Consider the following 26,362-nt stretch of genomic DNA (forward strand, 5'->3'; position numbering starts at 1 on the left):
CACATGAATCAATCAACAGAACTGACGCTCAAAAATAAAAACGCACCAAGACGGAGCAGCACCTCTTATTGAGCGCTTACCCTATATCGGTATGAAAACAAGGCTGGAATCATGACCTTGGTAACCCCGCTATCATTAGCATCAATGCCGTTAGACCGGAGGCTTTGCGTCCTGACTTTTCAGTTCAGTTTGCCTTTATCATGCGACGACCCGTATTAGGATGGCATGGCTTGGTTGTCCTTAAGCCATGTGACACATCTGACTGTTTCTATTTTATTTTTTCACTGTCAGTCTGTGTCGCGTCAAAAGCCGCCACATCATAACGGCTTTATATGACAATTCAAGCAAATGTGCGGAATAGTCTCTTCCTGTCGGCAGAGGGCCAAGGCAATTCAACTTCAGCCCAGGGTGCCAATTACCTCGACCCGCAAATCTTCCGGGATCTCGTTATAAGAGAGCACTTTGAGACCTTTCGAGAAGGATCGGGCATAGCGGGCGATCAGGGGCCTGAGCTGGGGCATGACCACCAGCACGGGCGCATACCCCTGTTGCTGCAACTGCTCCTTCACCAGCGGCATGTTCTGCTGCAACTGCGCCAGCAATTGCGGGTCGACCGGGAAGCTGTCCAGCTGGATCTTTCCCTGCTGCTGGGACTGGTTCATTGCGCTCAGCAGGGTCTGCTCCAGCCGGTCATCCAGGGTGAAGGCCGCCAGTATGTCGCGGGATCCGATCGCCTGCCTGACGATCTGGCGCTTGAGGGCGCAGCGCACGTCCGAGGCCAGCAGCACAGGGTCCTTGGTCAGCTCGCTCGCATCCAGCAAGGTGGTGGCTATGGTGCGGATGTCGGTGAGGCTGATCTGCTCCTTGAGCAACTGACGGAAGACCCGCAGTTGCTGCATCTGGGTCAGGGCCAGATTGAGCTCTTCCGCCAGGCGGGGGGACTGGGTGGCCAGATACTGGCCCAGCTTGCCCACCTCGTCATGACCGAAGAGCCCATCGAGCTGCTCCCTGAGCAGCTTGCTGGCATGGGTGGCAATGACGGTGGCGGAGTCAACCACGGAGTAACCCAGGTTGAGCGCCTTGGCCTTGTTGTCCGGCGAGATCCAGACAGCGTTCATGCCATAGGCCGGATCCTGGGTCAGCTCACCGTCCAGGGCACCATAAGTCTCGCCGCTGCTGATGGCCATCAGCCGCTGGCAATCCACATTGCCCGTGGCCAGGGCGATGCCAGACAGCTTGATGCGATACTGCTCCGGTTGCAGTTGCAGGTTGTCCCGCACCCGGATCTCGGGCAGCAGGAAACCGTACTGCTCCGAGAGTGTCTTGCGAATGCCGCGCACCCGGGCGAGCAGCTCGGCCCCCTTGTTCGCCTCGGCCAGCGGTACCAGCCGATAACCCAATTCGATGGCGACCGCGTCCACCGGCGGCAGATCCTGCCAGTCCAGCCCTTGCGGCTCCGGCTGCACCATCTGCCTCGTCAGCTCCTCGGCCGCATCCAGGGCAGGATCCTTTGCCCGGCGCTGGCTGACGCTCCAGCCGGTCCAGGCCAGCACGGCGGCAAAGCTGAGGAAGGCCAGCATGGGCATACCGGGTACCAGGCCCAGGATCAGCATGATGGCCGCCGCCGTATAGATGACCCGGGGAGAGGCGAGGATCTGCTGGCCGACCTGGTCCGACATCTCTCCCTCGTCACTCACGCGAGTGACTATGATGGCCGCCGCGGTGGACATCAGCAGGGAGGGGATCTGGGCGACCAGACCATCACCTATGGTGAGCAGGGCATAGATGCGGAAGGCATCGGAGACCGGCAGCGAGTGCTGGAAGATACCGATGGCGAGACCGCCCACCAGGTTGATGATCAGCACCAGCAGGCCGGCGATGGCATCGCCACGGACAAACTTGGAGGCCCCGTCCATGGCGCCGTAGAAGTCAGCTTCCCTGGCGATCTCTTCCCGCCTGGCACGGGCTTGGTGCTGATCCAGGGTACCGGCGTTGAGATCGGCATCTATGGCCATCTGCTTGCCCGGCATGGCATCCAGGGTGAAGCGGGCGGAGACTTCGGAGATCCGCTCCCCCCCCTTGGTGATCACCACGAAGTTGATGATCATCAGGATCACGAACACCACCAGGCCCACCACGTAGTTGCCACCGATCACCACTTCCCCGAAGGCCTGGATGACCTTGCCGGCGGCCTCGTTGCCCTCATGACCATGGAGCAGCACCACCCGGGTGGAAGCGACGTTGAGGGACAACCGCATCAGGGTAGCCACCAGCAGCACGGTCGGGAACACGGAGAAATCGAGCGGGCGGCGAGCGGAGACAGAGACCAGCAGCACCAGCACCGCCAGCACTATGTTGAAGGTGAACAGGGCGTCCAGCAGCCAACCGGGCAGAGGCAGTATCATCATCGCCAGGATGGCCAGCAGCATCATGGGGATAGCCGTATAGGATTGGGTCAATACACGCCAGTTCACAACTTACCTCTCAGGTTGACGTAACTCGGGCGGCACATGCAAAGGAGCAAGGGGATTGGGTTTTTTGCCCTTGCCTGCCTCATAGGCCCGTAACTGCAATACGTGGTTCAATACATAGGCGACCGCTGTGTAGAGGCCCGCCGGCACTTCCTGATCCACCCGGGTGGAGTAGTAGATGGCCCGGGTCAGCTCAGGCAGGCTCATCACCATCTTGTCGTGTTGCCTGGCGACCTCGCGGATCCGCTCCGCCATGCCGTCTATGCCCTTGGCAATCACATAGGGGGCGTTGGCCCGCGCGGGATCATACTTGATGGCGACCGCGTAATGGGTCGGGTTCACTATGATCACGTCTGCCTGGGGCACCCGCTGTTCGATGCGCGCCCGCGCCAGCATGCCCTGCACCTGGCGGATCCTGGCCTTGATCTCGGGGCGCCCCTCGCTGTTCTTGTGCTCGTCCTTGACTTCCTGCTTGGTCATCTTCAACTGCTTGTTCAAAGACCAGCGCTGATAGGGGACATCCAGCACGGCGATCAGCATCTGCACGCTGCCTAGCAAGATAAATGCCTGAGAGAGAATGCTCAGCGCCTGTTCCATGGCGGCCTGGGGCGGCATGCGGTTCATCATCATCAACAGGGGCCACTGATGCTGGAGCATCAGGGCCAGGGTGCCGCCGATCAGCAGCACCTTGAGAAGGGATTTCAGCAGCTCCATCAGGCTGTGGGTCGAGAACATCCGCTTGAGGCCCTTGAGCGGGTTGAGCTTCTCCCCGCTTGGCATCAGCTTCTTCCAGACCAGCACCATGCCCCCCGGCACTATGCTGAGCAGGACCAGCAACAGGGCGAGCAGGCCGAACAGCGGCAGCAGGACCCACAACATGCCGATCAGCGCATCTGCGGTCCACTGGATCATCATCTGCGGATCCCGCGCCCCCTGCCAGTTGAAGCGCTGGGGCTGCTTCATCAGCTCGGCAAAGAAAAGACCGAAGCTCGGCACCATCCACTGCATGGCCAGCCCGCCTATCAGCAGCAGACCGGCGGAGCTCAGCTCCTTGGAGCGCGCTATCTGCCCCTCTTCCCGCGCCTTGCGCCGTTTCTGGGTGGAGGCCTCTTCGGTTTTGTCCTGGGCGCTGTTCTGACTCATGTCGGCGTCAACGCCCTGAGCTGGGCCAGCACATGAGCGACCAGATCCAGATACCGGGCTGGCACACCGCTGATGGAGATGGCCATGGTGAGCAGCCCCAGCAACAGCGTCATGGGGAAGCCCAGAGAGAAGATGTTCAGGGAGGGGGCGGTACGATTAAGCACCCCGAAGGTGAGGTTGACCATCAGCATGGCCACCACGGCAGGCAGGGTCAGGATCAGGGCCGCCCCTATGCTCCAGCCGAACAGGTCGATGACCCCCTTCAGGTCCAGCGCGTAGAGGGAGGCGCCCGGTGGCCAGCTGCGCAGGCTCTGCACCAGCACCTCCAGGGTCACCAGATGACCGTTCAGGCCGAGGAACAGCAGCGAGCAGAAGATCAGCATGATCTGGCTGACGATGGGCGCCGTGTCCCCGTTGGACGGATCATTCATCACCGCCATCGCCAGGCCCATCTGCATGGAGAGGATCTGGCCCGCTATGGTCATCACCATGAACAGCATCTGGATGCAGAGCCCGAACAGCAGGCCGAACAGCAGCTGCTCCAGGGTCAGCACCATCATGCCGACGCTGAAGGGATCCAGTGCCGGCATGCCTTTGAGCATGGGGGCAATCAGCAGGCTGATGACGAAGGCCAGAAAGATGCGAACCTGGGCCGGAATGCGGCCATCACCAAACACCGGCATCACCCAGAAGGCTGCCGCGATACGAATGAAGGGCCACCACCACTGTCCCAGCCAGGCGGTCAGCTCGGCCGCACTGAGCGACAGCAGGGAGTTCATCCGATGAGCCCGGGGATCTTCTGGAACAGGTCGGAAAACAGGGTGGTGATCTGCGACAGCAGCCAGTTGCCCGTGAAGATCAGCGTCAACAGGGTCACGATGAAACGGGGCAGGAAGCTGAGGGTCTGCTCCTGGATCTGGGGCGCGGCCTGGAAGATGCTGACCACCAGACCGACGATGAGGCCGGGCACGATCAGCACCGAGACCATGATGACCACCAGATTCACGGCGCCCCCGACCAGGGCCACGCTCTGTTCAGGTGTCACCTCAGCCTCCGCCGCCGAAACTGGCCGCCAGGGTACCGACCGTCATGGACCAGCCATCCACCAGCACGAAGACCATCAGCTTGAATGGCAACGAGATGATGAGGGGCGAGAGCATCATCATCCCCATCGCCATCAGCACGCTGGCGACCACCAGATCGATGACCAGGAAGGGAATGAACAGCATGAAACCTATCTGGAAGGCGGTGTTCAGCTCGCTCAATACGAAGGCGGGCAGCAGCACGCCGAAGGGCACCTCGCTCTTGGCGAGGGTGGTGGGCTCGCCGGAGATGCGTAGCATCTGCTCCAGATCCGGCTCCCGGGTCTGGGCCAGCATGAATTGCCGCAGGGGTTTCTCCGCCCGGGCCAGCCCCTCGGTCAGGGTAATCTCGTTCTGGTCATAGGGCACGAAGGCGTGCTGATACATCTCGGTCCAGACCGGTCTCATGATCACCAGGGTCAGGATCAGGCTGATGCCGATCAGCACCCGGTTGGGGGGGCTCTGCTGCAACCCCATGGCCTGACGCAGGATGGCCAGCACTATGATGATCCGGGTGAAGCTGGTCATCATCAGCAGCAGGGTCGGCAACAGACCCAGCAGGGTCATGAAGAAGAGGATCTGCAGCTTGATGCTGTAATCCTCGCCCCCGGTATCGCTGGGGGAGACAGAGAACAGCGTCATGTCTGCGCCCCAGCTCGGCAGCGCGAACAGCAGCAGGGCAACCGGCAGATAACGCATCAGTCGTTCATGCCACCCAGCAGCTTGGTGTCGACCACGTCGACCAGGCGCAGGCCGTACTTGCCATTCACCACCACCACCTCGCCCCTGGCCAGCAGGCGACCATTGACCCGCACATCCAGCGGTTCGCCCGCCAGCTTGTCCAGCTCGATGACGGCCCCCTCTTCCACCTTCATCAGTTCACCCAGCGCGACTTCGGTGCTGGCCACTTCCAGCGTCACCTTGACAGGGATCTGATGAAAGAAGGAGAGATCCCGCTGCTTGCTGCTACTGGTGGGCGCCATGTAGTCGGCCGCACTCGGCATGCTGATATCATCACCAAACAGCTGATCCAGGCCATCCAGATCCAGCGGGTCATTCATGTTGTGCTCGTTCACGATTCGACTACTCCTCTACCACAGTCGCAACCTGATACACCAGGCTGCCTTTATGTTCAGCAATGCGTCCATTAAAACAGGGGCGGTTGCCGATCAGGGCCGGCACCACCTCGGGCAAATCCAGGGAGAGCACATCCCCCACCTTGAGGCATTCCAGATCCGCCAGCGTCATGGACATCTGCCCCATGACCACCCGCAGTTGCACCGGCACCTGGATCAGGGCCTGCTCCAGCTGCGCCTTCTGCACGGGATGACCGGCTCCTATGCTGAGGGTCTCCTCGGGAGGCGCCAGCCAGAACTGCCAGTCATGGGTGCTGCCACCGGCCAGCATGCTGGCCTGTGTCAACCAGAGCCGGGTTGCCGGCACCGCATCCCGGGTGATCAGGGTCAGCTGCCAGGCGAGGTCTCCCTGACCGAGACAGGCAGACCAGATGTCGATCTGGTACTGGCATAACCGCAGCAGCAATCGCTGCTCGGTATCGGTCAATCCCCTGCCATGGGCGGTCGTGGCGCCCTTGTGTTGCAGGGAGCCACCAAAGAACAGCACGGCAAGTTGATAGATGACGGTGGGAGAGATGGAGAAATAGGCGACACGCTGGGCATCCAGCGGGGTGCGCGCCTCGACCCAGATCAGGGTATCGTCGCGATCCTGGGGCAGAGCGGAAGAGAAATCCTGATAACCCAGTTCGCAATCCGCCGCATTGAACAGCTGGGCCATGCAGCCCGATGCCTGCTGCGAAAAAGAGCCTAACTGGGCGTTGAGCTGCTTGAGCCGCGCCTGATTGGCTCGCTCGACGCCCAGCAGATCATAATGGGGAAGGGTTTTGCCCCGCTGCGCACAGAGCAACCGGGAAGGTGTGAGCATTACGCCGCTTGATGACATTACAAATCCACCTTTGCCATTTTCATCTCGCCCTACTGCCTTATAGAGACACTCATCAGGCCAGCCGCGTGATCGATACCAATAGTCCAGCCGACATAGAGCGACCGAAACGGGCGAGAACTTTATTACAAAACCCCAAAAGGCGCCACGCAGCCGCATGACAAGCCGCAAATAAAAATCCCGGCACCAGAGGTGCCGGGATTTCAAGGTAATCACTTACCAGAAATAGGTCGGAGTCGGCCTGTAAGCCGGGTTCTGTACCGGGTTGCCCCGGGTAGCAATCATTCCTCTAGGCCAGCAATCGCTCACTGGCTCAAGCAACCTACCCGCCCCCAACGCGGGCCGCGCCAATAGGGGCCTATTTGGTCTTGCTTCGGGTGGAGTTTACCGTGCCACGAACTGTTGCCAGTCGCGCGGTGCGCTCTTACCGCACCCTTTCACCCTTACCTGATCCCTTGCGGGCCATCGGCGGTTTGCTCTCTGTTGCACTGGTCGTAGGCTCGCGCCTCCCAGGCGTTACCTGGCACCCTGCCCTATGAAGCCCGGACTTTCCTCCCCTCCGCCCGTCTGTCCCGAGGGACACAACGACGAAGCAGCGATTGCCCAGCCGACTCCGAGGCGCGGATTATAGCCTCGTGACACAGTGGGGTAAACCGGCAATTCCCGTTTGCAGCAATTAATAGTGCTCGAGGCCGTACTTGTAGAGGGCATTCTTCTTCACGCCATGGATCTCGGCGGTGAGGGCCGCCGCTTTTTTCAGCGGCAATTCGGCCACCAGCAGCCCCAAAGTGCGGATCGCCTCGGCAGGCAGCTCTTCATCCACCTTGCTGGCACCGGCGACCACCAGCACGATTTCACCACGGCAGCGGTTATCGTCTTCCCCAAGCCAGGTCAGCATCTCGGAGGCGGGCAGGCCGTGGATGGATTCGAAGGTCTTGGTCAGCTCGCGGCACACCACCACCTGACGTTCGCCGAGAATGCGAGCAATCGCTTCCACCGTATCCTGCACCCTGCGCGGTGACTCGTAGAACACCAGGGAGCGGGTGTCTTCGATGACGGCCTGAAGCCTGTCGTCGCGGCCCTTGGCTTTCGCCGGCAGAAACCCTTCGAAGGCGAAGCGATCTGTGGGCAGACCGGCGGCAGAGAGTGCCGTGATGGCGGCGCAGGGGCCCGGCAGCGGCACCACCTTGACACCGGCCTCACGACAGCGGGTGACCAGGTGGTAGCCAGGGTCGCTGATGAGCGGCGTCCCTGCATCCGAGACCAGGGCGACGCTCTTGCCCTCCTTGATCCGGCCGATCAGCACATCGGCTTTCTGCTGTTCGTTGTGATCGTGCAGGGCGAAGGTCGGCACCGAGATCTGGTAGTGGCTGAGCAGGATGCCGGAGTGCCGGGTATCTTCGGCGGCCACCAGATCGACGCTGCGTAAAATGTCCAATGCACGCTGGGTGATATCCGCCAGATTACCGATGGGAGTGGGGACTATATACAGGGTTGGGGTGTCACTCATGGGATCTCCGAGTGTCCCGACAATTGTGTCGCCATATTGGCCCGTTTACACTATGGAGAACTTCAACACTGGTCGGGGAATGAACTTGAACCGGGTTACAAAGCAACTAAGTGTATCACGACTCTTCGGCATCATACTCGCGGCAGTACTGCTCGCCGCCTGTGCGTCGGAGCCCAACCCATCCTCCGCGGAGCCCGGCATGCCGTCGGCGTTCTCGGATCTGACCAAGAATGCCCAGTGGTATCTGGAGCAGGTGGATCCCGCCAAACCGGCTGAGGCCTTCACCTGGCAAGTGATGGCGGCGCGCAGTTATCTGGCGCTCGGTCAGGCCAAACCGGCCGCCGCCCTGTATCAACAGTTGCAGAAGCAGGCCGGCAACCCGGTGCAGCAGGCACAACTGCAACTGCTGCAGGCGCACCTCCTGCTGGCCCAGGGCAATGCCAACCAGGCCCTGATCCTGCTGGAAGGCAAGCCGGATGTGGCCCTCGATGCCGATACCCAGAAGGATTGGTATCGCCAGCGGGTGGTGCTGCAACTGGACATCAACAACAAGTTTGGCGCGGCCAAGTCGCTGATCCTGCTGGAGCCTTACCTGGCCAAGAATGAGCTGGCCACCAACCACCAACAGATCTGGTCGCTGCTCAAAAGCATGACCCCCTCCACCCTGCAGGCGCTGGAAGAGGCGCCGGCCCCCGACGTGACCACCGGCTGGCTGCGACTGGCGGCACTGGTGAACGAGTTTGGCGCCCAGCCGAGTCAACTCGCGCGCCAGCTCGCAGGCTGGAAACAGAGCTTCCCGAACCATCCGGCCCAGACTGACATGCCGGCTGGCCTCGGGGATCTCGCCACCACGGACACAGGTGCACTGCAGCAGGTCGCCGTCTTCCTGCCCCTCTCCGGCAACCTGGAGGCGCAGGGCGCCGCCATCCGCAACGGCATGCTGATGTCCTACAAGGAGAATCAGGGGCAATTCACCCTGAACTTCTATGACACTCAGGGCAAGGCGATGGGGGATCTCTACAAGCAGGCGATCCAGGAGGGGGCCAACATGATCATAGGCCCGCTGCTGAAAGATCAGGTCGAGGAGCTGCTCAAGGCCAATCCGACAGTGCCGGTGCTGGCGCTCAACGAGCTGGACAAGCCCATCGTCAACGACAACACCTTCTACTTCTCCCTCTCCGCCGCCGCTGACGCGAGCCAGGCTGCCCAGTACCTCTATGGTCAGGGTTACCGCAAGCCGCTGCTGATCGCGGCGCAAGGCCGGATTGGCTACAACAGCATCAAGGCGTTCGAACAGGCCTGGGCCGGCGTCAGCCAGGAGAAGCCCGTGGTCGCCACCTTCGGGGCGCGCAACGAGGTGCAGGGCATGGTCAAGAATGCCCTGAGCGGTCGTTCCACCGCCCGGGCCGGGGAGATAGTGCAGCTTTCTGATGCCGCGCCCCGCAGCATAGATGCCGTCTATGTGGTGGCCAACAGCCTGGAGACCCGGATGATCAAGCCCTATGTGGACATCTCGGTCAATCCCATGGGCAGCCTGCCCATCTACAGCAGCTCGCGCGGCTATGACAGCGGGGCAACCGAGGTCGCTTCCGAACTCAACGGCATGCATATCTCCGACATGCCGCTGCTGCTGGGAGGCTATGAGCAGCAACGGGAACAGATAGCCCTGCTCTGGCCACAGACCCAGGGTGACCTGCTGCGCCTGTTTGCCCTCGGCTACGATGCGGTCAGCCTGGCCGGCAACCTGCCGCAGATGCGCAAGCTCAATGCCATGCAACAACCGGGCATGAGCGGGCAGCTGAGCGTGGACCCCCAGGGCAACATAGTGCGCATGCTGGACTGGGCCACCTACCAGAATGGCAAGCTGGTCAGCGACAGCGCCGTGCCCCAGTTGGAGGATGCACCCCATGAAGAGGCTACTGGCACAGCTGCACCAGCAGTGGTTGAACCTGTTGCCGTCGGCAGCGACGAGCAAGGGACAGCACTTTGAGCAAGTAGCGGAACACTGGTTGCAGGCCCGCGGCCTGCAACCCGTTACCCGCAACTACCGCTGCCGTGGTGGTGAAATAGATCTCGTCATGCGCCAGGGGGATACCCTGGTGTTTGTCGAGGTCAGATATCGCGCTCGGGCCAGCCATGGCGGAGCCGCCAGCTCGGTCACCCGGCGCAAACAGCACAAGATCGTGCTGGCCGCGCGCCACTATTTCAAGCAACATGCCATCAACGAGGCCAGCCAGGCCTGCCGATTCGATGTGATCGCGTTCGAGGGCGACCAGCCAGACTGGATCCAGAACGCTTTTTAAGAGGACCCCATGACTGATCCCATCAAAGAGAATTACACCGAAAGCATCCAGACCAAGATAGCCGCCGCCGAGGCGCTGCCGGACGCTATCCACACCGCGGCCCAGATGCTGACCATCTGCCTGCTCAATGGCCACAAGGTCATGGCATGCGGCAATGGCCCCTCCTCGGCCCTGGCACAGCTGTTCATCTCCGAGCTGGTCAACTGCTACGAGACGCCACGCCCCTCCCTGCCCGGCCTGGCCCTGACCCCCGACATGGCCACCATCAGCGCCATCGCCACCGACCACGGCTTCGAAGAAGTCTATGCCAAGCAGATCAGGGCCCTGGGTCAAGCCGGCGACATCCTGGTGGTGCTCACCACCACGGGCAACAGTCGCAGCCTGATCAAGGCCGCCGAGGCGGCACTCTCCCGCGACATGACCATCATAGTGCTCGGGGGGGGCGACGGTGGCGAGATTGCCGGCCTGCTCGGGCCCAATGACGTGGAGATCCGCGTGCCATCCGCCCGCCGCCCTCGCATTCTGGAGGTGAATCTGTTGACCCTGCACTGCCTCTGTGATCTCATCGACCAGACACTTTTCCCGCAACAGGAAGATTGAAACCATGAAGAAGCCTATTCTCGCACTCGCCCTACTGACCGGCGCCCTGCTGCTGCAAGGCTGTGCCGCCGTGGTGGTCGGTGGCGCAGCCGGTACCGCCAAGGCGACCGGGGATCGCCGCACCCTGGGTGCCCAGTGGGACGATCAGACCATAGAGCTGAAAGCGGCCAATCTGCTGGCCGACAACAAGTCGTTGAGCGCCTCCAGCAAGATCAGCGTCTACAGCAACAACGGCCGTGTCTTGCTGGTCGGTCAGACACCGTCTGACGCTTACAAGCAGGAAGCGGGCAAGATTGTGGGCCGGATCGAAGGGGTTCGTCATGTCTACAATGAGCTGCGCCTCGGCAAGCCGGTGAGCATAGGAGTACGCAGCAACGATACCTGGATCACCTCCAAGGTACGGGCCGACATGCTGGGCACCAAGAACTTCGACAGCACCAAGGTCAAGGTGGTCACCGAGAACAGCGAGGTGTTTCTCATCGGCCTGGTGACCCGTCAGGAAGGGGATCAGGCAGTGGAGATCGCCCGCCACGTCAGCGGGGTCAAGCAGGTTATCAAGGCCTTCGAATTTGCCCAGAACTAAGCGGGCAATGAGAGATAAAAAAACGCAGCCAGTTGGCTGCGTTTTTTATTTGATGACTTTCAGGGTCGGACGACCCGTCGGGCGCGGTGGCTCCGGCTCGGGTTCTACCGGCGCCTCGGCCTGCTCCAGCCAGAGATCGTAGCCCGGCTCAGGCGGGAACAGGGTTCCCACGCCGTTTTCCCTGGCATGAATGGCCAATATGGCCGCCATGGGAATATAGACCTGCTGTGACACGCCGCCGAAGCGGGCGCTGAAGCTGACGGCATCGTTATCCATGTGGAACTGGCCTACGGCCCGAGGCGCTATGTTCAGGACAATCTGCCCATCCTGCACGAACTGCATCGGCACCATCACATGGGGGATATTGGCATTGACCACCAGATGCGGGGTCAAATCGTTATCCAGCAACCAGTCAAAAAACGCCCGCAACAGATAGGGGCGACTGGGTGTCATGGTCGGTTCACTACTCATACGCTGGCACGGATCTCGCGTTCAGCCTCGGTCAGGGAGGCCTGGAAGGATTCCCGTTCGAACAGGCGGACCATGTAAGCCTTCAGCTCTTTGGCACCACGACCGGTGAAGTCGATGCCCAGGCTCGGCAGGCGCCACAGCAGCGGAGCCATGTAGCAGTCAACCAGACCGAACTCTTCGCTCATGAAGTAAGGCATCTCGCCAAAGATAGGGGCGATGGCCAGCAGGTTGTCACGCAGCTCGGCACGGGCGGCTTCGGTATCTGTGCCCGCCATGATCTTGTCGGCCAGCGAGTACCAGTCCAGCTCGATGCGATGCATCATCAGACGGCTGTTGCCACGAGCCACCGGATAGACAGGCATCAGGGGCGGGTGCGGGAAGCGCTCGTCCAGATACTCCATGATGATGCGCGAGGTGTACAACGCCAGCTCGCGGTCCACCAGAGTTGGTACAGTGTTGTACGGGTTCAGCTCGGCCAGCTCGTCCGGCAGGTTGCTCGGGTCAACCTGGCAGATATCCACGCTAACACCCTTCTCCGCCAGGACAATACGCACCTGATGGCTGAACATATCGTTGGCACCGGAAAACAGCGTCATTACCGAACGCTTATTGGCAGCTACAGCCATTGAACCCTCCCGTCATTAAAAAGCAGAAACGGCAATGAAGCATCTTGATCTCCATTGCCGTGCGTCATATTACTCCGATCTGGTCGCTTAGTGAACGTCGCGCCAGAATTCCTTCTTCAACAGCACAGTGAAGATGAAGAAGATTGCGATGAAACCGAGCACCCAGAAGCCCATGCGTTCGCGCTCCTGCTGCACCGGCTCAGCCGAGTAGACCAAGAAGTTTACCAGATCCAGTACCGTCTGATCATATTCTTCGTTGTTCATTTCACCATTGCCGTCAGATTTGATGCTGACGACTTGCTGCATCTCTACTCCATCCAGGGTGTGCGTCTCGAACTCGGCACGGGGAGTCCCCTGCAACGGCTCCAGCACATGGGGCATGCCCACGGACGGGAAGACCGCATTGTTCACACCGAATGGCCGGGTTTCATCCACATAGAAAGAACGCAGATAGGTGTAAATCCAGTCGGCGCCCCGCACCCTGGCCACCAGGGTCAGATCCGGTGGCGGCGCCCCGAACCAGCGCGCCGCATCCTTCTCTGACATGGCGCTCTTCATCAGATCGCCAATCTTGGCACCGGTGAAGACCAGATTCTCCCTCATCAGCTCTTCCGGAATGCCGATGTCGGCGGCAACCCGGTTATAGCGCTGATATTGGGTGGAGTGACAGCCGGCACAGTAATTCATGAAGGTCGCGGCCCCCCGTTGCAGGGATGCCTTGTCACTCAAGTCGTACTCTGCCTTGTCGAGGGGGAAGCCACCACCAGCGGCCAATACCAGACCGGGCAGCAGGGCCAACACTGCAAAAATTATTCTTTTCATTTGAATGTCACCCTCTCCGGCAGCGGCTTGGTGCTCTCATTCTTGCTGTAGAAGAACAACAGGATGAAGAACCCGAAATAACCCAGAGTGCAAAGCTGCGCGATCAGCGTCAGCATCGGCGTCGATGGCAGAACGCCCAGCACACCCAGAATGACGAAGCAGACCACGAACTGGGCAATGTTCAGCTTGTGCAGGGTGCTGCGGTAGCGCACCGAACGCACCTTGCAGCGATCCAGCCAGGGCAACAGGAAGAGCACGACGATGGAGAGCCCCATCATGATGACCCCCAGCAGCTTGTCCGGCACAGCGCGCAAGATGGCGTAGAAGGGAGTGAAGTACCAGACAGGGGCTATGTGCGCCGGCGTCTTCAGCCCGTTCGCCACTTCAAAGTTCGGTTTCTCGAGGAAGTAGCCCCACATATCCGGCTTGAAGAAGATGATGGCGCAGAACAGGAACAGGAAGCCCGCCACACCTATCATGTCCTTGACGGTGAAGTAAGGGTGGAACGCCACCGCATCCAGCGGCCAGCCCTTCTCATCCTTGTGCTTCTTGATATCGATGCCGTCCGGGTTGTTGGAGCCCACCTCGTGCAGCGCCAGGATGTGCATGGCTACCAGCATCACCAGCACCAGCGGCAGCGCGATGACGTGCAGCGCGAAGAAGCGGTTCAGGGTAGCCCCGGAGATGACGTAGTCCCCCCGGATCCACAGGGTCAGATCGTCACCTATGACCGGAATGGCACCAAACAGCGAGATGATGACCTGAGCCCCCCAGAACGACATCTGTCCCCAGGGCAGCAGGTAACCCATGAAGGCTTCGGCCATCAACACCAGGAAGATCAGCATGCCGAAGATCCACAGCAGCTCGCGCGGCTTCTGATAGGAGCCGTAGATCATGCCGCGAAACATGTGCATATAGACCACAACGAAGAAGGCGGAGGCGCCGGTGGAGTGCATGTAGCGCAGCAGCCAGCCGTAGTCCACGTCCCTCATTATGTATTCCACGGAGGCAAAGGCCCCCTCCGCCGACGGGTTGTAGTTCATGGTGAGCCAGATGCCGGTGATGATCTGGTTGACCAGCACCAACATGGCAAGGGAACCGAAGAAGTACCAGAAGTTCAGGTTCTTGGGAGCCGGATACTTGGCCATGTGGTCGTTGTACATGGCCGTGAGCGGGAAACGATCGTCAATCCAGCCCATGAGTTTGGCAAACATGGTCAGGCCTCCTTGCCATCGGCACCGACCAGAATGGTGGTGTCGCTAAGAAATTGGTATGGCGGAATGACCAGGTTCAGCGGTGCGGGCACGCCCTGGAACACTCGACCGGCCATGTCGAACTTGGAGCCATGGCATGGGCAGAAGAAGCCGGAGGTCACCCCTTGCACCTGCTCGCCGAAGCTGTCCGGCAGGTAGGAGGGGGAGCAACCCAGGTGGGTACAGATACCGACCGCCACGAAGATCTCCGGCTTGATGGATCTGTAGCCGTTGTGGGCATAGTCCGGCTGCTGTGGCTCATCGGAGGCGGGATCGCGCAGTTTGTCATCGTGCGTGGCCAGGGCATCCAGGGTCTGCTTGGTGCGCTTCACCACCCAGACCGGCTTGCCGCGCCACTCGACGCGGATCAACTGACCCGGCTCCAACTTGCTGATATCCACCTCTACCGGTGCCCCGGCCGCTTTGGCTTTGGCACTCGGGTTCCATGACTTTATAAACGGCACTGCGGTAAAAGCAGCTCCTACACCGCCAACGGCAACCGTTGACCAGGTAAGAAATCTGCGGCGACCGGTATCAACTGGCGCATTGCTCATCCAAAAACTCTCCCATGTGGACTCCGCTCATTCTTATAGTGTCCCCGTTTCCTATCTCCTCTCCCTCTGACAACTGCGGCGGAAGCGGAGTGGCAATTGACACAGAAAGACCATGGAAATTTTAAAGAAAAGATAACAATTTGACAAGAAAGAGAAGCGATGGGCAAAAACAATAAATACACAAATTTTTGTCTTTTGTGACGTATGGTTAGCATTGGCGTAGGTAATATTACCAATAAAAAAAGCCTGGCACATGGCCAGGCTTTTTTGACACTCGTGAGAGTGCGTACCAAAAGCGAATTAACGCTTGGAGTACTGCGGACGCTTACGCGCTTTGTGCAGACCGACTTTCTTACGCTCAACCTTACGGGCATCGCGAGTAACAAAGCCAGCTTTACGCAGTTCGCCACGCAGGGTCTCGTCGTACTGCATCAGAGCACGAGTGATACCGTGACGGATCGCACCAGCTTGACCGGAGATGCCACCACCGTTAACGGTGATGTACAGATCCAGTTTCTCGGTCATCTCAACCAGTTCCAGCGGCTGACGAACTACCATGCGGGCAGTCGGACGGCCGAAGTATTGCTCCAGGGAGCGCTGGTTGATTACGATTTTACCGCTACCCGCTTTGATAAATACGCGAGCAGTGGAGCTTTTGCGACGGCCGGTACCGTAGTATTGATTTTCTGCCATGTTGCCAGTTCCCGTTAGATATCCAGTACTTGAGGTTGCTGAGCAGCATGAGCATGCTCTGCGCCTGCGTAAACTTTCAGCTTACGGAACATGGCACGGCCCAGCGGACCCTTCGGCAGCATGCCCTTGACGGCAGCTTCGATTACCATTTCCGGCTTGCGCTGAATCAGCTTGTCAAAGCTGATGGACTTGATACCACCCGGGAAACCGGAGTGAGAATGGTACATTTTGTCGGTAAATTTCTTACCGGTTACGTGTACCTTCTCAGCGTTTACAACGATGATGTAATCACCGGTGTCAACGTGCGGAGTGTATTCAGCTTTGTGCTTACCACGCAGACGAGCAGCGATCTCGGTTGCGATACGACCCAGAGTTTTACCTTCTGCGTCCACAATGTACCAGTCACGTTTTACGGTTTCTGGCTTGGCAACGAAAGTTTTCATTAAGTTAAACCCAATTACCTGTTACAGACCCAATTGCTTATGGGGGCTCTCCCACAAACAACAAACGATGGCCTACCTGTACCCCTTCGAATACAAGTAAAGCTTAAAGTGTTGCTGTCTTATCGACAGCTGTAACGTGGGCCGGGCGATTATAAGTGAAGTTGCCTTAAATATCACCTGCTAATTTCACTGCCATGAAGCTAGCAAATGTCGCCCGGCCCTACCTGCCGCAGATGCCCATCCGACTGGCAGGCGCGGTATTGTGACTAAGGAAGGTGCACTCTGGCAAGGTATTCGTGCGATTGCATTTCCTGGAGCCGTGAAAGACAACGCTTGAATTCGAAATTCAGCAGGCCATCTCCGTAGAGCGCGGTCATGGGCACCGCCGCCGACAGAATGAGTTTGACGTGCCGCTCATAGAACTCGTCCACCATGGCGATGAAACGGCGCGCCGCATCGTCCGTGCCTGTGCCCATGGGCTGCACGTTGGCCAGCAGGACGGTGTGAAACTCCCGGGCCAGCTCTATGTAGTCCCCCTGGGATCGCGGGGTGCAGCAGAGCTGCTCGAACTCCATATAAAGTACCCCTTCTCCCACGCCCAGCGCACTCAGCTGGCGATGGTTGATCTCCAGGGGCGCGGCCGTGATCTGCCCCAGCCCGGTCAGTTGCCCGAAATAGCGGTCCAGGTTGGACTTGGCCTGCTGATCCAGCGGGAAGTGGTAGATTTCCGCCTGCTCCAGGGTGCGCAGCCGGTAATCGACGCCACCATCCACATTGAGCACCTCGCAGTGGCGCTCGATCAATTCGATGGCGGGCAGGAAGCGGGCTCGCTGCAGCCCATTGCGATAGAGATCCTTTGGCGGGATGTTGGAGGTTGCCACCAGCACCACCCCATGACCGAACAGCTCCTGGAACAGGGTGCCCAGCAGCATGGCATCCGTGATGTCGGAGACGAAAAACTCGTCAAAGCAGATGATGTCTGTCTCGCTGGCGAGCTTGCTGGCGATCAGCTTGAGCGGATCGGCCTGACCGGTCAGCCCCTTGAGTTCATCGTGCACCCGATGCATGAAGCGGTGGAAGTGGACACGCAGTTTGCGCTCCCCCGGCAGGCTGTCGAAAAAAGTATCCATCAGCCAGGTCTTGCCTCTGCCCACTCCGCCCCACATATAGAGACCCAGGATGGGCTCGCGGGCTTTCGGCTTTTGCAGCCAGCCCAGCAGGCCACGGGATCTGGTCGGAGTCGGGCTGGCGCACAAATCCTGATAGAGTCGCTCCAGGCGTGTCACGGCCATCGCCTGGGCCGGGTCGGCCAAAAAGCCGGGACGCTGCAAATCCTGCTGGTATTTTTGCTGCGGGGTCATCCTGTAAACCGCCTCCAAGTCCCTGAATGAGGGACAAAATGGTATCACGCTCTCGGGGTGCACGGTATAGTGCCAACGAGGCATCGCGGTCAATCCGGCCGCCTCAAACTCATCGATTTAGCTGTAACAAGGAGCTTCTATGACTCTGTTAAACGGGATCCTGCTGGCGGTAGCCGCCCTGATCATCGGCGTGTTGATCGGCCGTTTCACTGTCCGCAGCCGGGATGCCGGGCGCCTGGAACAGGAGTTGAAAAAGGCTCACAAGGAGCTGGAAAGCTACCAGGGCCAGATCACCACTCACTTCGCCGACAGCGCCGCCCTGATGGAGCAGTTGGCCGATCAATACCAGACCCTCTATCGCCACATGGCCGAGCAGAGCAAGTTCCTCGCCAAGGCACAGGAGCCCTTGTTCCGCGAACCTCAGGTGGAAGAAGCAAACGCTGACTCCGCCAACGAGGAGCCGGGCCAGCCGCCCCGTGACTACGCCGGTGCGTCCGGCCTGCTCAAGCAGCCTGGTTAGCCTCTGGTGGAACTAATTACGCCTTATCGTGGTCAGACCTTGACGATTGCATTGCAACTTTTTCTGGGAGCTGTTTCTCATATGCGTAAATCTCTTTCTGTATTCAGTGTGTTAGCCCTCAGTGTCGGTATCGCCCTGTCAGCCGCGCCGGCACAAGCCGCCCTGCCCCTGATGGGCAACAGCCAGGAGATGCCGAGCCTGGCCCCCGTGCTCGAGCAGGTGACCCCTGCCGTGGTCAATATCTCCGTCTCTGGCAAGAAGATCACCCGCCAGCGCCTGCCGGAACAATTCCGCTTTTTCTTCGGCCCCAACATGCCCGATGAGCAGGTGAGCGAGCAGCCATTCCAGGCGCTCGGTTCCGGCGTCATCATAGATGCCAAGAAGGGCTACGTGATCACCAACGCCCACGTGGTTCACGAGGCGGACGAGATCAAGGTCAACCTGAAAGACGGTCGCGAATACGCGGCCAAGAAGATAGGTGAAGACAAGCAGTCCGACATCGCCCTGCTGCAAATCAAGGCGGAGGACCTGGTGCAGATCAAGTTCGCCGACTCTGACGAGCTGCGGGTCGGTGACTATGCCCTGGCCATCGGCAACCCCTTCGGCCTGGGTCAGACCGTCACCTCGGGTATCGTCAGCGCCCTGGGTCGCAGCGGCCTCAACATCGAGAATCTGGAGAACTTCATCCAGACCGATGCGGCCATCAACTCGGGCAACTCGGGTGGTGCCCTGCTCAACCTGCGTGGGGAACTGATCGGCATCAACACCGCCATCCTGGGCCCGAACGGCGGCAACATCGGCATCGGCTTCGCCATCCCCTCCAACATGGTGCGCGATCTGTCCGAGCAGATCGTGAAATACGGTGAAGTGCGCCGTGGCCAGTTGGGGATCACCGGTACAGAGCTGACCACGGATATCGCCAAGTCCTTCGGCTACAACAAGAAGGATGGTGCCTTCGTCAACCAGGTCATGCCTGACTCCGCCGCCGCCAAGGCGGGCATCAAGGCCGGCGACATCATCATCAGCATAGATGGCAAGCCCATCCGCTCGTTCGGTGAACTGCGTGCCAAGATCGCCACCATGGGCGCCGACAAGCAGGTTGCACTCGGCCTCATCCGTGATGGCAAGGAGCAGACCGTCAAGGTCACCCTGAAGAAGGCCGATGACAGCGAGATCCTCGCCAGCGCCCTGCACCCGGCACTGGAAGGGGCCAAGCTCAGCACCACCACGGATCCGGTGACTGGCGTGGCTGTGGCCGAGATAGATCCGCGCTCCCCTGCCGCCGGCGCCGGCCTGCAGAAGGGCGACATCATCATCGGGGTCAACCGTCTGCGCATCAACTCCATGGATGAGCTGACCAAGGCCTTGAAAAACAAGCCGGAAGTGCTGGCGCTGAACATACAGCGCGGCGACTCCTCGCTCTATTTGGTGATCCGTTAAGTCCCTCACACCCGCGGCAACCGCCGCGGGTGATTTTTATCCACCGATAATGTTATTCTCTGCGCGCAGCATGTACGGACGAGAATGACATGAAAATCCCACCTTTGATCAGTTACTTGGGCAAGTCTGTCGGCTTTGGCCTCACCGTGGCTGCGCTCCTGTTGCTGCTGTTCCCCAGTTTTCGGGGCGGCGCCCCCCTGCAGGGTCTCATCACCAATGCCCGCGAGCTGAGTTTCTCCTATGCTGCCCACCGTGCCGGCCCTGCCGTCGTCAACATCTATACCCGCAGTTTCGCCGGCAATCGCGGCGAGAAGGTGGAGCTGAGGCCACAGGGGCTGGGCTCAGGGGTCATCATGAACCAGCGCGGCCATGTGCTGACCAACTACCACGTCATCGCCGATGCGGACCAGATCATAGTCGCGCTGCAGGATGGCCGGGTATTCAGCGCCGAGCTGGTCGGCACCGACAAGCTGACCGATCTCGCCGTGCTCTACATAGAGTCGGACAACCTGCCGGTGATCCCGCAGGATCCCGAGCGCCTGCCCGACGTAGGCGACGTGGTGCTCGCCATCGGCAACCCCTACAACGTCGGCCAGACCATCACCCAGGGCATCATCAGTGCCACCGGCCGCATCGGTCTCTCCAGCATGGGACCGGACAGCAACGGCCGGCAGGATCTGCTGCAGACAGATGCCGCCATCAACGAGGGCAACTCGGGTGGCGCCCTGGTCAATGGCCGTGGCGACCTGGTGGGCATCAACACCGCCGCCTACCACCTCAACGGCAATCAGGAGAGCTACGGCATCAGCTTCGCCATCCCCTACAAGCTCGCCAAGCGGATCATGGACGAGCTGATCGCCAATGGCCGTGTCATTCGCGGCTACCTCGGCATCTCCAGCGTCGAGATCAACCCAATCGTCGCGCGCATGATGAATCTCGGGGATCTGCAGGGTCTGGTGGTGGAGAGCCTGGATCCCGATGGGCCCGCCACCAAGGCCGGCCTCAGGCGCGGGGATGTGCTGCTCAAGATCAACGGCGAGGCCATCAGCGGCGTGCGCCCCGTGATGGACAAGATCGTCGAGAGCCGCCCCGGCACCAAGCTGCGCATCTCGGTGATCCGCAATGGCAAGCCCCTGGATGTCGACGTCATCATAGAGGAAGACGTGCGCTACCAGAATCTGCCCACCAGCAGCGCAGTCCCCGCCAGCTGACGGCAAGGGAGCCAATAGAGGGGCCATCAGCAGGGCCCCTTTTTCGTGCCTCCCTCTCATGCCCCCCTTCTCTGACGTGAGATGACTCACAGTTTCCACCAGCGCCCGACCGGCCGGCTGTGGGGTGAAACTGTGGTCCCGCTCACACAGCGCCGGGGGTAATCCCCTCCCTTTCCCCCTTGCTGCCACAAATTCGGCCTCTTTCGGGGCTTCTTGCCCGGGATTTCCATTTCGAATCGGAAAAACAGTGCCTCCTCCTGCCCTCTTCCCCGCCTTAAGGTAATCCCATCCTTTCTGCCAGCCTTGGAGAGCAGACCTTGACTACCGACACTCATGACACCGCCCTGACCCCGAACAGCCCGGCGTTGCTGCGCAAGACAGATCTCACTCTGGCGCGCATCCACGGCCTGCTGGCGGATCAGGGCATCATCCCCAACGAGGTGCAAAAACAGATGCTCGCCTCCCACGTCAAGGCCATGGTGTGGCGCTCCCACAGCGGTGAAGCCCTGCCCGAGGTCGACCTCGGCCTGTTCGAGGAGATCTCCCCCCTCTCCCTGCGCCTCGCCGAACAGGTGGTCGGCTGGCTGGACAGGCTGGCCTATGAAGAGGCCCACCTCTTGTCCGTCCATTTCGAAGTTGCCAAAGAAAATGAACTCAGCTCAGTCAAAGGAGAAATCTAAATGTCAGCCATCAAACTCGTGATTGGAGATCGTCTCGGCAAGGGCCAGAAGGTAGGAGCCGGGGCAGAAGCCGCCGGCGCCAGCGTGACCGTCATCCCCGGCATGGCCGCCGACATGAAGCTCGGTGATGTGATGAACAAGGAGCAGGCGGATCTCGGCATCTCCTTCTGCGGCAGCGGCGGCGCAGGCGCCATCACGGCCCAGACCAAGTACGGCTACAAGTGCCGCTACGGCATGCGCTCCGTCGAGGAGGGGGTGACCGCCATCAACGAAGGGTGCGTGGTACTGGGCTTCGGCTTCATGGACAAGGAAGAGCTGGGCCAGAAGCTGGTCGAGGCCTTCGCCAAGAAACACGGACGCGCCTGATGAAAGAGGACTTCACCACCCAGGTCATGGTCAACGGCAAGGGGGCGACCCGCCAGCAGGCGTTTGCCGCCGCCCTCGGTCAGGTGCAATCCAGCCTGCTCAAGGACAACCCCAGGGTGATGCTGCGCATCGAGCCACTCGAGGTCAGGGTCATCAAGGCCGAGGAGTCGGTGCGGGTGGAGAAGTTCCTGTTCTTCTTCCTGCCGCGCCAGCGCCGCGAGTTCAGGGTCCAGCTGGAGATCAGGGTCAAGGTCAGCAGCCTGGATGTCGACAAGGTGGATTTCACCAGGGCGTAACCCCACAACCAAAAGGACATGTTGGATGTTTCTAATCATTTTGATGAAGTCACTCATCATCGGCGGCCTGGTGGGCGTCGGCGTGGGAGCCGGTGCGGCGAGGATGTTCCACGCCCCGACAGTACAGGGCATGGGTGCCTTCCGCACCCTGGGTGAGCTCAACTCCTGCGAAGGGGATCCCGCCTCCCACTTCTCGTTCGGTCTTGGCTTCTTCTTCAACGCCTGGGCCTCCACGGTCGCGGCGGGTGCCTTCACCCAGGACGTGGATCACCGCATCATCCCGCACTGGGCCACGGCCGCGCTGCTGTTCAAGAACCGGGATCTCGCCACCACCTTGCACGACCCGAAGAAGATGGCCATCGCCGGCGGCATCATAGGTGCCATCGTGGTCGCCTTCCTCAACAGCACTGCGGCGGCCGTGCCCGAGGCCCTGCAGGTCACTGCGGTCAAGGTGCTGGTGCCAGCGGCAAATCTGCTGGTCAACACCGTCATGCCGGTGATCTTCTGGCTGGCCGCCATCGAGGCGGGCAAGAAGTCCGGCTTCTGGGCCACCATCTTCGGCGGTCTGGCGCAGCTCATCATGGGCAACGCCGTCCCCGGCCTGGTGCTTGGCATCCTGATCGGCAAAGGAGTGGAAGAGAGCGGCTGGAACCACGTCACTCGCGTGATGATGAGCGCCATAGTGCTGCTGTTCGTGCTGAGCGGCTTCTTCCGTGGCTTTGATATGAAACTGATTGAGTCCTTCCACCTGGGCATTCCCCTGTGGCTGGAAAACGTCCATCACCTGCTTGGCAGTAAATAAGGGACCACCACATGGATGAGAAACTGAGAAACAACTTCTGGTACGCCGACTGGTCCTTCCCCATCTTCGTCGGCCTGCTGTCGGCCGGGGTCTTTGCCGGGACCCACATGTTCTACCTGTACGGGGTCGGCGCCTTCAACGAGGTGGCCTTCGTCGCCATGCTGAAAGCCGGGATGGACACGGGTGCCTACGGCGCTGTCGCGGCCTTCGGTGCCAGCTTCCTGTTTGCCCGCATCATAGAGGGCTCCCTGGTGGGGATCCTGGACATCGGCGGCGCCATCCAGACCGGCGTCGGCCTGGGGGTGCCCGCACTGCTGCTGGGTGCCGGCATCGTCTACCCGGTGGAGAACTTCGGTGCCTCCCTGGTCACCGGCATGGCCATAGGGCTTGCCATCGGCTACGTGATCATCCTGGCGCGCAAGTTCACCATCAACCAGAGCAACTCCACCTACGGGGCGGACGTGATGATGGGGGCTGGCAACAGCTCGGGCCGCTTCCTCGGTCCCCTGATCATCCTCTCCGCCATGGGGGCCTCCATCCCCATAGGGCTGGGTTCCCTGGCAGGGGCCCTGCTGTTCTATATCTGGGAGAAGCCCATCACAGGCGGCGCCATCCTGGGTGCCATGCTGCTCGGTACCTTCTTCCCGGTTGCTCTGGCTTAATCACAGGCCGTCTCTCGGGCGGCATTTAAGAACCTGTTTGCGCTCTGTCGCGAGAGGTTGTCAGCAAGGTGAAGAGCAGCGCAGGAACCGGAGCGTATAGATATACGTGAGAACTCTTGGTTACAAATAAGCGAGCAGCACATGAGCCTTGGAAGCGGCCTCGCAGTAAGAGCGCAAGCAGGTTCCAAGAGGGATATCAGCATGTACGACATCATCATCAGAGCGGGACGCCAGGGAGATGGTCAGCTCATCGACATCGCCATCCAGGACGGCAGGATAGCGGCGCTGGGTGCACTGCCAGAGACCATCGAGGCGAAGCGAACCCTCACACTAGCCGGGCAGGTTCATGTGAGCGCCGGCTGGATCGACGGCCACACCCACTGCTACCCCGCCTCCCCCATCTATCAGGATGAGCCGGACAAGGTGGGCGTCGAGTCCGGTGTCACCACCGTCATCGATGCGGGCAGCACCGGGGCCGACGACGTGGACGACTTCCAGCGCCTCGCCGCTGGCTGCAAGACCCGGGTCCACGCCCTGCTCAACATCTCCCGCATCGGCCTGCTGCGCCAGAACGAGCTGGCCGACAGCCGGGACCTCGATATGGATCTCGCCTCGGCGGCCATTCGGCGTCATCCCTCCTTCATCGTCGGCATCAAGGCCCGGATGAGCGGCAGCGTGGTGGGCGAGAACGGCCTGCAGCCCCTGCGCATGGCCAAGGCACTGCAACAGGCCCACGGTCGGCTGCCGCTGATGGTACACGTGGGCAACACGCCGCCGGATCTGGACGAGATCGTCGCCCTGCTGGGCGATGGCGATCTGCTGACCCACTGCTTCAACGGCAAGCCGAATCGTATCCTGACCCCGGCAGGCGAACTGCGCCTGGCGGTACGCGAGGCGATGAAGCGGGGGCTCTTGCTCGACATCGGCCACGGCGGCGCCAGCTTCAGCTTCGAGGTGGCGGAGGCCGCCATCCGGCAAGGGATACTGCCTCACACCATCAGCTCGGATATCTACTGCAAGAACCGCATCAAGGGCCCCGTCTACAGCCTGGCCCACGTGATGTCGAAGTTTCTCGCCATCGGCATGACCCTGGAGCAGGTGCTTACCTGCGTCACCCACCAGGCCGCCGATGCCCTGCGCCTGCCCGGCAAGGGCCGGCTCGAGGTGGGCACCGATGCCGATCTGACCCTGTTCGAGGTGAGCTGCGGCCCCACTCTCTTTACCGATACCGAAGCCGGTGCCCGCAGCGGCGACCGGCAACTGCACCCCCTCGCCGCCCTGGTCGGCGGTGACCTGGTTCTCACTCAATATGGACAATCCCACCATGCCTTCCGTGTATGAGAAATATCGGCTCAAACCCGTGATCAACGCCTCCGGGCGCATGACCATCCTCGGCGTCTCCACCCCTGAGCAGGAGGTGGTCGACGCGGTCAACTTCGGCCTGGGCCACTACTTCGAGGTCAAGGATCTGGTCAACAAGACAGGTGCCTACCTGGCCAATCTGCTCGGCGTGGAAGACGCCGTGGTGGTCTCCTGCGCCAGTGCCGGCATCGCCCAGTCGGTGGCCGCCGTCATAGTGCGCGGCGATCCCTACCGGCTGGAGCAGTTGCATGCCCATGCCCATGCCGTGCCAAGCGAGATAGTGCTGCCCAAGGGTCACAACGTGAACTTCGGCGCACCGGTCGGCACCATGGTCAATCTGGGGGGCGGCAAGGTGGTGGAAGCAGGCTATGCCAACGAGTGCTCCCCCGCCCAGCTGGCCGCCGCCATCAACCCCGATACCGCCGCCATCCTCTACATCAAGTCCCACCACTGCGTGCAGAAGAGCATTCTGTCGGTGGCCGAGGCGGCCGAGGTGGCCAGGGCCCACGGGCTCCCGCTCATCGTCGATGCGGCGGCGGAAGAGGATCTGCGCCTCTATTACAACCAGGGTGCGGATCTCGTCATCTACAGCGGTGCCAAGGCCATCGAAGGGCCCACCAGCGGGCTGGTGCTCGGCAAGCGTCAGTATGTGGAGTGGGTCAAGCAGCAGGCCAATGGCATCGGCCGCGCCATGAAGGTGGGCAAGGAGGGGATCCTCGGCCTGACCCACGCCATAGAGCGCTACCTGGAGAAAGAGCAGGAGAGCGGCGCCGCCATGGCTGCCAAGATGGCGTCCTTCATCGAGCGCCTCAACCTGCTGCCCGGCGTCACCGCCCGAGTGGTGTGGGACAGCGCCGGGCGCGACATAGCCCGCACCGACATCGCCTTCGACCACGCTCAGATCGGCATGACCACGGTGCAACTGGTGGCCCGTCTGCAGCAGGGTAATCCGGCCATCTACTGCCGCGGCTACAAGGCCAACGAGGGGCACATCGAGATCGACGTGCGCAGCGTCAGCCCGGCCCAGCTCGACCAGATCCATGCCGCCATTGCCCACCTCGTTCAGGAGAACCGCTGATGTCCCTTGCTCCCAACTACTACCGTGATCGCGTCTGCCTCAACGTATTAGCGGGTTCCAAACAGCATGCC

General features: G+C 60.7%; 30 protein-coding genes, 1 other RNA gene and 1 riboswitch. Of the genes, 14 read left to right on the plus strand and 17 right to left on the minus strand.

The window, feature by feature from the left end:
• Window positions 1–116: 116 nt before the first annotated feature.
• A riboswitch (cyclic di-GMP riboswitch) is annotated at window positions 117–204 on the minus strand.
• 194 nt (window positions 205–398) lie between these two features.
• The 9 genes from lfhA to rsmI form a co-directional block, all read right to left on the minus strand.
• On the minus strand, window positions 399–2,474 hold the full coding sequence (lfhA, locus tag ACB030_RS12250) for a lateral flagellar biosynthesis protein LfhA (protein ID WP_371160107.1): 2,076 nt from the start codon (window positions 2,472–2,474) through the stop codon (window positions 399–401).
• Window positions 2,475–2,477: 3 nt separating this feature from the next.
• Window positions 2,478–3,614 carry a flagellar biosynthesis protein FlhB gene (gene flhB / locus ACB030_RS12255; protein WP_371160109.1) on the minus strand — a complete coding sequence of 379 codons (1,137 nt, stop codon included), beginning with the start codon at window positions 3,612–3,614 and terminating at the stop codon, window positions 2,478–2,480.
• Entirely contained in the window at window positions 3,611–4,393 is a 783-nt protein-coding gene (lfiR, locus tag ACB030_RS12260) for a lateral flagellar biosynthetic protein LfiR (protein WP_371160111.1), read from the minus strand. Before lfiR ends, flhB begins: the two co-directional genes overlap by 4 nt.
• On the minus strand, window positions 4,390–4,659 hold the full coding sequence (gene fliQ / locus ACB030_RS12265) for a flagellar biosynthesis protein FliQ (protein ID WP_371160113.1): 270 nt from the start codon (window positions 4,657–4,659) through the stop codon (window positions 4,390–4,392). Before fliQ ends, lfiR begins: the two co-directional genes overlap by 4 nt.
• Before the next feature lies 1 nt (window position 4,660).
• Window positions 4,661–5,395: a flagellar type III secretion system pore protein FliP gene (gene fliP / locus ACB030_RS12270; protein ID WP_371160114.1), complete on the minus strand. Its 735-nt coding sequence runs from the start codon at window positions 5,393–5,395 to the stop codon at window positions 4,661–4,663.
• Window positions 5,395–5,772, minus strand: a complete 378-nt coding sequence (lfiN, locus tag ACB030_RS12275) for a lateral flagellar motor switch protein LfiN (protein WP_025328506.1) — start codon at window positions 5,770–5,772, stop codon at window positions 5,395–5,397. The genes fliP and lfiN overlap by 1 nt, the downstream gene beginning before the upstream one ends.
• A 7-nt stretch (window positions 5,773–5,779) precedes the next feature.
• Window positions 5,780–6,637: a lateral flagellar motor switch protein LfiM gene (gene lfiM, locus ACB030_RS12280; RefSeq protein WP_371160116.1), complete on the minus strand. Its 858-nt coding sequence runs from the start codon at window positions 6,635–6,637 to the stop codon at window positions 5,780–5,782.
• 246 nt (window positions 6,638–6,883) lie between these two features.
• Window positions 6,884–7,270: RNase P RNA component class A (gene rnpB, locus ACB030_RS12285), an RNA gene on the minus strand.
• Between the two features lie 61 nt (window positions 7,271–7,331).
• A complete protein-coding gene (gene rsmI, locus ACB030_RS12290) occupies window positions 7,332–8,165 on the minus strand; it encodes a 16S rRNA (cytidine(1402)-2'-O)-methyltransferase (RefSeq protein WP_205642588.1) in 834 nt (277 codons plus the stop codon).
• Window positions 8,166–8,364: 199 nt separating this feature from the next.
• Between rsmI and ACB030_RS12295 the strand changes: the two genes are divergently transcribed.
• The 4 genes from ACB030_RS12295 to dolP are packed head-to-tail and all read left to right on the plus strand — an operon-like array spanning window position 8,365 to window position 11,651.
• Window positions 8,365–10,155 carry a penicillin-binding protein activator gene (locus tag ACB030_RS12295; RefSeq protein WP_371160118.1) on the plus strand — a complete coding sequence of 597 codons (1,791 nt, stop codon included), beginning with the start codon at window positions 8,365–8,367 and terminating at the stop codon, window positions 10,153–10,155.
• Window positions 10,073–10,468: a YraN family protein gene (locus ACB030_RS12300; RefSeq protein WP_205642590.1), complete on the plus strand. Its 396-nt coding sequence runs from the start codon at window positions 10,073–10,075 to the stop codon at window positions 10,466–10,468. Before ACB030_RS12295 ends, ACB030_RS12300 begins: the two co-directional genes overlap by 83 nt.
• A 9-nt stretch (window positions 10,469–10,477) precedes the next feature.
• Window positions 10,478–11,068 carry an SIS domain-containing protein gene (locus ACB030_RS12305; RefSeq protein ID WP_205642591.1) on the plus strand — a complete coding sequence of 197 codons (591 nt, stop codon included), beginning with the start codon at window positions 10,478–10,480 and terminating at the stop codon, window positions 11,066–11,068.
• Window positions 11,069–11,072: 4 nt separating this feature from the next.
• Window positions 11,073–11,651 carry a division/outer membrane stress-associated lipid-binding lipoprotein gene (gene dolP, locus ACB030_RS12310; RefSeq protein ID WP_106885641.1) on the plus strand — a complete coding sequence of 193 codons (579 nt, stop codon included), beginning with the start codon at window positions 11,073–11,075 and terminating at the stop codon, window positions 11,649–11,651.
• A gap of 45 nt (window positions 11,652–11,696) precedes the next feature.
• Here dolP and ACB030_RS12315 read toward each other — a convergent pair whose 3' ends face one another.
• The 8 genes from ACB030_RS12315 to zapE form a co-directional block, all read right to left on the minus strand.
• Window positions 11,697–12,122, minus strand: coding sequence for a ClpXP protease specificity-enhancing factor (locus tag ACB030_RS12315; RefSeq protein WP_371160122.1), 426 nt, complete (start codon window positions 12,120–12,122; stop codon window positions 11,697–11,699).
• Complete coding sequence (sspA, locus tag ACB030_RS12320; protein ID WP_025328513.1) at window positions 12,119–12,748, minus strand: stringent starvation protein SspA; 630 nt, start codon at window positions 12,746–12,748, stop codon at window positions 12,119–12,121. Before sspA ends, ACB030_RS12315 begins: the two co-directional genes overlap by 4 nt.
• An 87-nt stretch (window positions 12,749–12,835) precedes the next feature.
• Entirely contained in the window at window positions 12,836–13,570 is a 735-nt protein-coding gene (locus tag ACB030_RS12325; protein WP_025328514.1) for a cytochrome c1, read from the minus strand.
• Complete coding sequence (locus tag ACB030_RS12330) at window positions 13,567–14,784, minus strand: cytochrome bc complex cytochrome b subunit (protein ID WP_371160125.1); 1,218 nt, start codon at window positions 14,782–14,784, stop codon at window positions 13,567–13,569. The genes ACB030_RS12325 and ACB030_RS12330 overlap by 4 nt, the downstream gene beginning before the upstream one ends.
• Window positions 14,785–14,786: 2 nt before the next feature.
• Window positions 14,787–15,377, minus strand: a complete 591-nt coding sequence (gene petA / locus ACB030_RS12335) for a ubiquinol-cytochrome c reductase iron-sulfur subunit (protein WP_025328515.1) — start codon at window positions 15,375–15,377, stop codon at window positions 14,787–14,789.
• A gap of 300 nt (window positions 15,378–15,677) precedes the next feature.
• Window positions 15,678–16,070, minus strand: coding sequence for a 30S ribosomal protein S9 (gene rpsI / locus ACB030_RS12340; RefSeq protein WP_005891084.1), 393 nt, complete (start codon window positions 16,068–16,070; stop codon window positions 15,678–15,680).
• Between the two features lie 14 nt (window positions 16,071–16,084).
• The gene (rplM, locus tag ACB030_RS12345; protein ID WP_033132308.1) at window positions 16,085–16,513 is read right to left on the minus strand and encodes a 50S ribosomal protein L13; all 429 of its coding nucleotides are present in this window, start codon (window positions 16,511–16,513) and stop codon (window positions 16,085–16,087) included.
• A gap of 266 nt (window positions 16,514–16,779) precedes the next feature.
• A complete protein-coding gene (gene zapE / locus ACB030_RS12350) occupies window positions 16,780–17,874 on the minus strand; it encodes a cell division protein ZapE (RefSeq protein ID WP_371160127.1) in 1,095 nt (364 codons plus the stop codon).
• 139 nt (window positions 17,875–18,013) lie between these two features.
• On the opposite strand from zapE, the gene ACB030_RS12355 reads away from it, so the two are divergent.
• The 10 genes from ACB030_RS12355 to ACB030_RS12400 all read left to right on the plus strand — a co-directional run bounded on the left by ACB030_RS12355 (window position 18,014) and on the right by ACB030_RS12400 (window position 26,291).
• The gene (locus tag ACB030_RS12355) at window positions 18,014–18,394 is read left to right on the plus strand and encodes a YhcB family protein (protein ID WP_139438885.1); all 381 of its coding nucleotides are present in this window, start codon (window positions 18,014–18,016) and stop codon (window positions 18,392–18,394) included.
• Window positions 18,395–18,475: 81 nt separating this feature from the next.
• Window positions 18,476–19,834 carry a Do family serine endopeptidase gene (locus tag ACB030_RS12360; protein ID WP_205642593.1) on the plus strand — a complete coding sequence of 453 codons (1,359 nt, stop codon included), beginning with the start codon at window positions 18,476–18,478 and terminating at the stop codon, window positions 19,832–19,834.
• A gap of 89 nt (window positions 19,835–19,923) precedes the next feature.
• On the plus strand, window positions 19,924–21,045 hold the full coding sequence (degS, locus tag ACB030_RS12365; protein ID WP_371160130.1) for an outer membrane-stress sensor serine endopeptidase DegS: 1,122 nt from the start codon (window positions 19,924–19,926) through the stop codon (window positions 21,043–21,045).
• 317 nt (window positions 21,046–21,362) lie between these two features.
• Window positions 21,363–21,725: a transcriptional regulator gene (locus ACB030_RS12370; protein WP_371160132.1), complete on the plus strand. Its 363-nt coding sequence runs from the start codon at window positions 21,363–21,365 to the stop codon at window positions 21,723–21,725.
• Window positions 21,726–22,091, plus strand: coding sequence for an SFCGS family glycine-rich protein (locus tag ACB030_RS12375; protein ID WP_139438894.1), 366 nt, complete (start codon window positions 21,726–21,728; stop codon window positions 22,089–22,091).
• Entirely contained in the window at window positions 22,091–22,387 is a 297-nt protein-coding gene (locus tag ACB030_RS12380; protein WP_139438896.1) for a DUF4312 family protein, read from the plus strand. The genes ACB030_RS12375 and ACB030_RS12380 overlap by 1 nt, the downstream gene beginning before the upstream one ends.
• 25 nt (window positions 22,388–22,412) lie before the next feature.
• Complete coding sequence (locus ACB030_RS12385) at window positions 22,413–23,189, plus strand: DUF4311 domain-containing protein (protein WP_139438898.1); 777 nt, start codon at window positions 22,413–22,415, stop codon at window positions 23,187–23,189.
• A gap of 11 nt (window positions 23,190–23,200) precedes the next feature.
• Window positions 23,201–23,851, plus strand: coding sequence for a DUF4310 family protein (locus ACB030_RS12390; RefSeq protein WP_025328524.1), 651 nt, complete (start codon window positions 23,201–23,203; stop codon window positions 23,849–23,851).
• A gap of 201 nt (window positions 23,852–24,052) precedes the next feature.
• On the plus strand, window positions 24,053–25,192 hold the full coding sequence (locus ACB030_RS12395; protein WP_371160135.1) for an amidohydrolase/deacetylase family metallohydrolase: 1,140 nt from the start codon (window positions 24,053–24,055) through the stop codon (window positions 25,190–25,192).
• On the plus strand, window positions 25,176–26,291 hold the full coding sequence (locus ACB030_RS12400; RefSeq protein ID WP_371160137.1) for a DgaE family pyridoxal phosphate-dependent ammonia lyase: 1,116 nt from the start codon (window positions 25,176–25,178) through the stop codon (window positions 26,289–26,291). Before ACB030_RS12395 ends, ACB030_RS12400 begins: the two co-directional genes overlap by 17 nt.
• Window positions 26,292–26,362 lie beyond the last annotated feature (71 nt).

Source organism: Aeromonas sp. S16(2024) (assembly GCF_041403065.1).
Lineage (GTDB): Bacteria > Pseudomonadota > Gammaproteobacteria > Enterobacterales > Aeromonadaceae > Aeromonas.

What these genes read in the sequence shown, in the direction of transcription:
- flhB (WP_371160109.1), bottom strand. Translation starts at nt 3,614, where the DNA reads ATGAGTCAGAACAGCGCCCAGGACAAAACCGAAGAGGCCTCCACCCAG.
- lfiR (WP_371160111.1), bottom strand. Translation starts at nt 4,393, where the DNA reads ATGAACTCCCTGCTGTCGCTCAGTGCGGCCGAGCTGACCGCCTGGCTG.
- fliP (WP_371160114.1), bottom strand. Translation starts at nt 5,395, where the DNA reads ATGCGTTATCTGCCGGTTGCCCTGCTGCTGTTCGCGCTGCCGAGCTGG.
- lfiM (WP_371160116.1), bottom strand. Translation starts at nt 6,637, where the DNA reads ATGCTCACACCTTCCCGGTTGCTCTGTGCGCAGCGGGGCAAAACCCTT.
- rsmI (WP_205642588.1), bottom strand. Translation starts at nt 8,165, where the DNA reads ATGAGTGACACCCCAACCCTGTATATAGTCCCCACTCCCATCGGTAAT.
- ACB030_RS12295 (WP_371160118.1), top strand. Translation starts at nt 8,365, where the DNA reads ATGCCGTCGGCGTTCTCGGATCTGACCAAGAATGCCCAGTGGTATCTG.
- ACB030_RS12300 (WP_205642590.1), top strand. Translation starts at nt 10,073, where the DNA reads ATGAAGAGGCTACTGGCACAGCTGCACCAGCAGTGGTTGAACCTGTTG.
- ACB030_RS12305 (WP_205642591.1), top strand. Translation starts at nt 10,478, where the DNA reads ATGACTGATCCCATCAAAGAGAATTACACCGAAAGCATCCAGACCAAG.
- dolP (WP_106885641.1), top strand. Translation starts at nt 11,073, where the DNA reads ATGAAGAAGCCTATTCTCGCACTCGCCCTACTGACCGGCGCCCTGCTG.
- ACB030_RS12315 (WP_371160122.1), bottom strand. Translation starts at nt 12,122, where the DNA reads ATGAGTAGTGAACCGACCATGACACCCAGTCGCCCCTATCTGTTGCGG.
- sspA (WP_025328513.1), bottom strand. Translation starts at nt 12,748, where the DNA reads ATGGCTGTAGCTGCCAATAAGCGTTCGGTAATGACGCTGTTTTCCGGT.
- ACB030_RS12325 (WP_025328514.1), bottom strand. Translation starts at nt 13,570, where the DNA reads ATGAAAAGAATAATTTTTGCAGTGTTGGCCCTGCTGCCCGGTCTGGTA.
- ACB030_RS12330 (WP_371160125.1), bottom strand. Translation starts at nt 14,784, where the DNA reads ATGTTTGCCAAACTCATGGGCTGGATTGACGATCGTTTCCCGCTCACG.
- petA (WP_025328515.1), bottom strand. Translation starts at nt 15,377, where the DNA reads ATGAGCAATGCGCCAGTTGATACCGGTCGCCGCAGATTTCTTACCTGG.
- rpsI (WP_005891084.1), bottom strand. Translation starts at nt 16,070, where the DNA reads ATGGCAGAAAATCAATACTACGGTACCGGCCGTCGCAAAAGCTCCACT.
- rplM (WP_033132308.1), bottom strand. Translation starts at nt 16,513, where the DNA reads ATGAAAACTTTCGTTGCCAAGCCAGAAACCGTAAAACGTGACTGGTAC.
- zapE (WP_371160127.1), bottom strand. Translation starts at nt 17,874, where the DNA reads ATGACCCCGCAGCAAAAATACCAGCAGGATTTGCAGCGTCCCGGCTTT.
- ACB030_RS12355 (WP_139438885.1), top strand. Translation starts at nt 18,014, where the DNA reads ATGACTCTGTTAAACGGGATCCTGCTGGCGGTAGCCGCCCTGATCATC.
- ACB030_RS12360 (WP_205642593.1), top strand. Translation starts at nt 18,476, where the DNA reads ATGCGTAAATCTCTTTCTGTATTCAGTGTGTTAGCCCTCAGTGTCGGT.
- degS (WP_371160130.1), top strand. Translation starts at nt 19,924, where the DNA reads ATGAAAATCCCACCTTTGATCAGTTACTTGGGCAAGTCTGTCGGCTTT.
- ACB030_RS12375 (WP_139438894.1), top strand. Translation starts at nt 21,726, where the DNA reads ATGTCAGCCATCAAACTCGTGATTGGAGATCGTCTCGGCAAGGGCCAG.
- ACB030_RS12380 (WP_139438896.1), top strand. Translation starts at nt 22,091, where the DNA reads ATGAAAGAGGACTTCACCACCCAGGTCATGGTCAACGGCAAGGGGGCG.
- ACB030_RS12385 (WP_139438898.1), top strand. Translation starts at nt 22,413, where the DNA reads ATGTTTCTAATCATTTTGATGAAGTCACTCATCATCGGCGGCCTGGTG.
- ACB030_RS12390 (WP_025328524.1), top strand. Translation starts at nt 23,201, where the DNA reads ATGGATGAGAAACTGAGAAACAACTTCTGGTACGCCGACTGGTCCTTC.
- ACB030_RS12395 (WP_371160135.1), top strand. Translation starts at nt 24,053, where the DNA reads ATGTACGACATCATCATCAGAGCGGGACGCCAGGGAGATGGTCAGCTC.
- ACB030_RS12400 (WP_371160137.1), top strand. Translation starts at nt 25,176, where the DNA reads ATGCCTTCCGTGTATGAGAAATATCGGCTCAAACCCGTGATCAACGCC.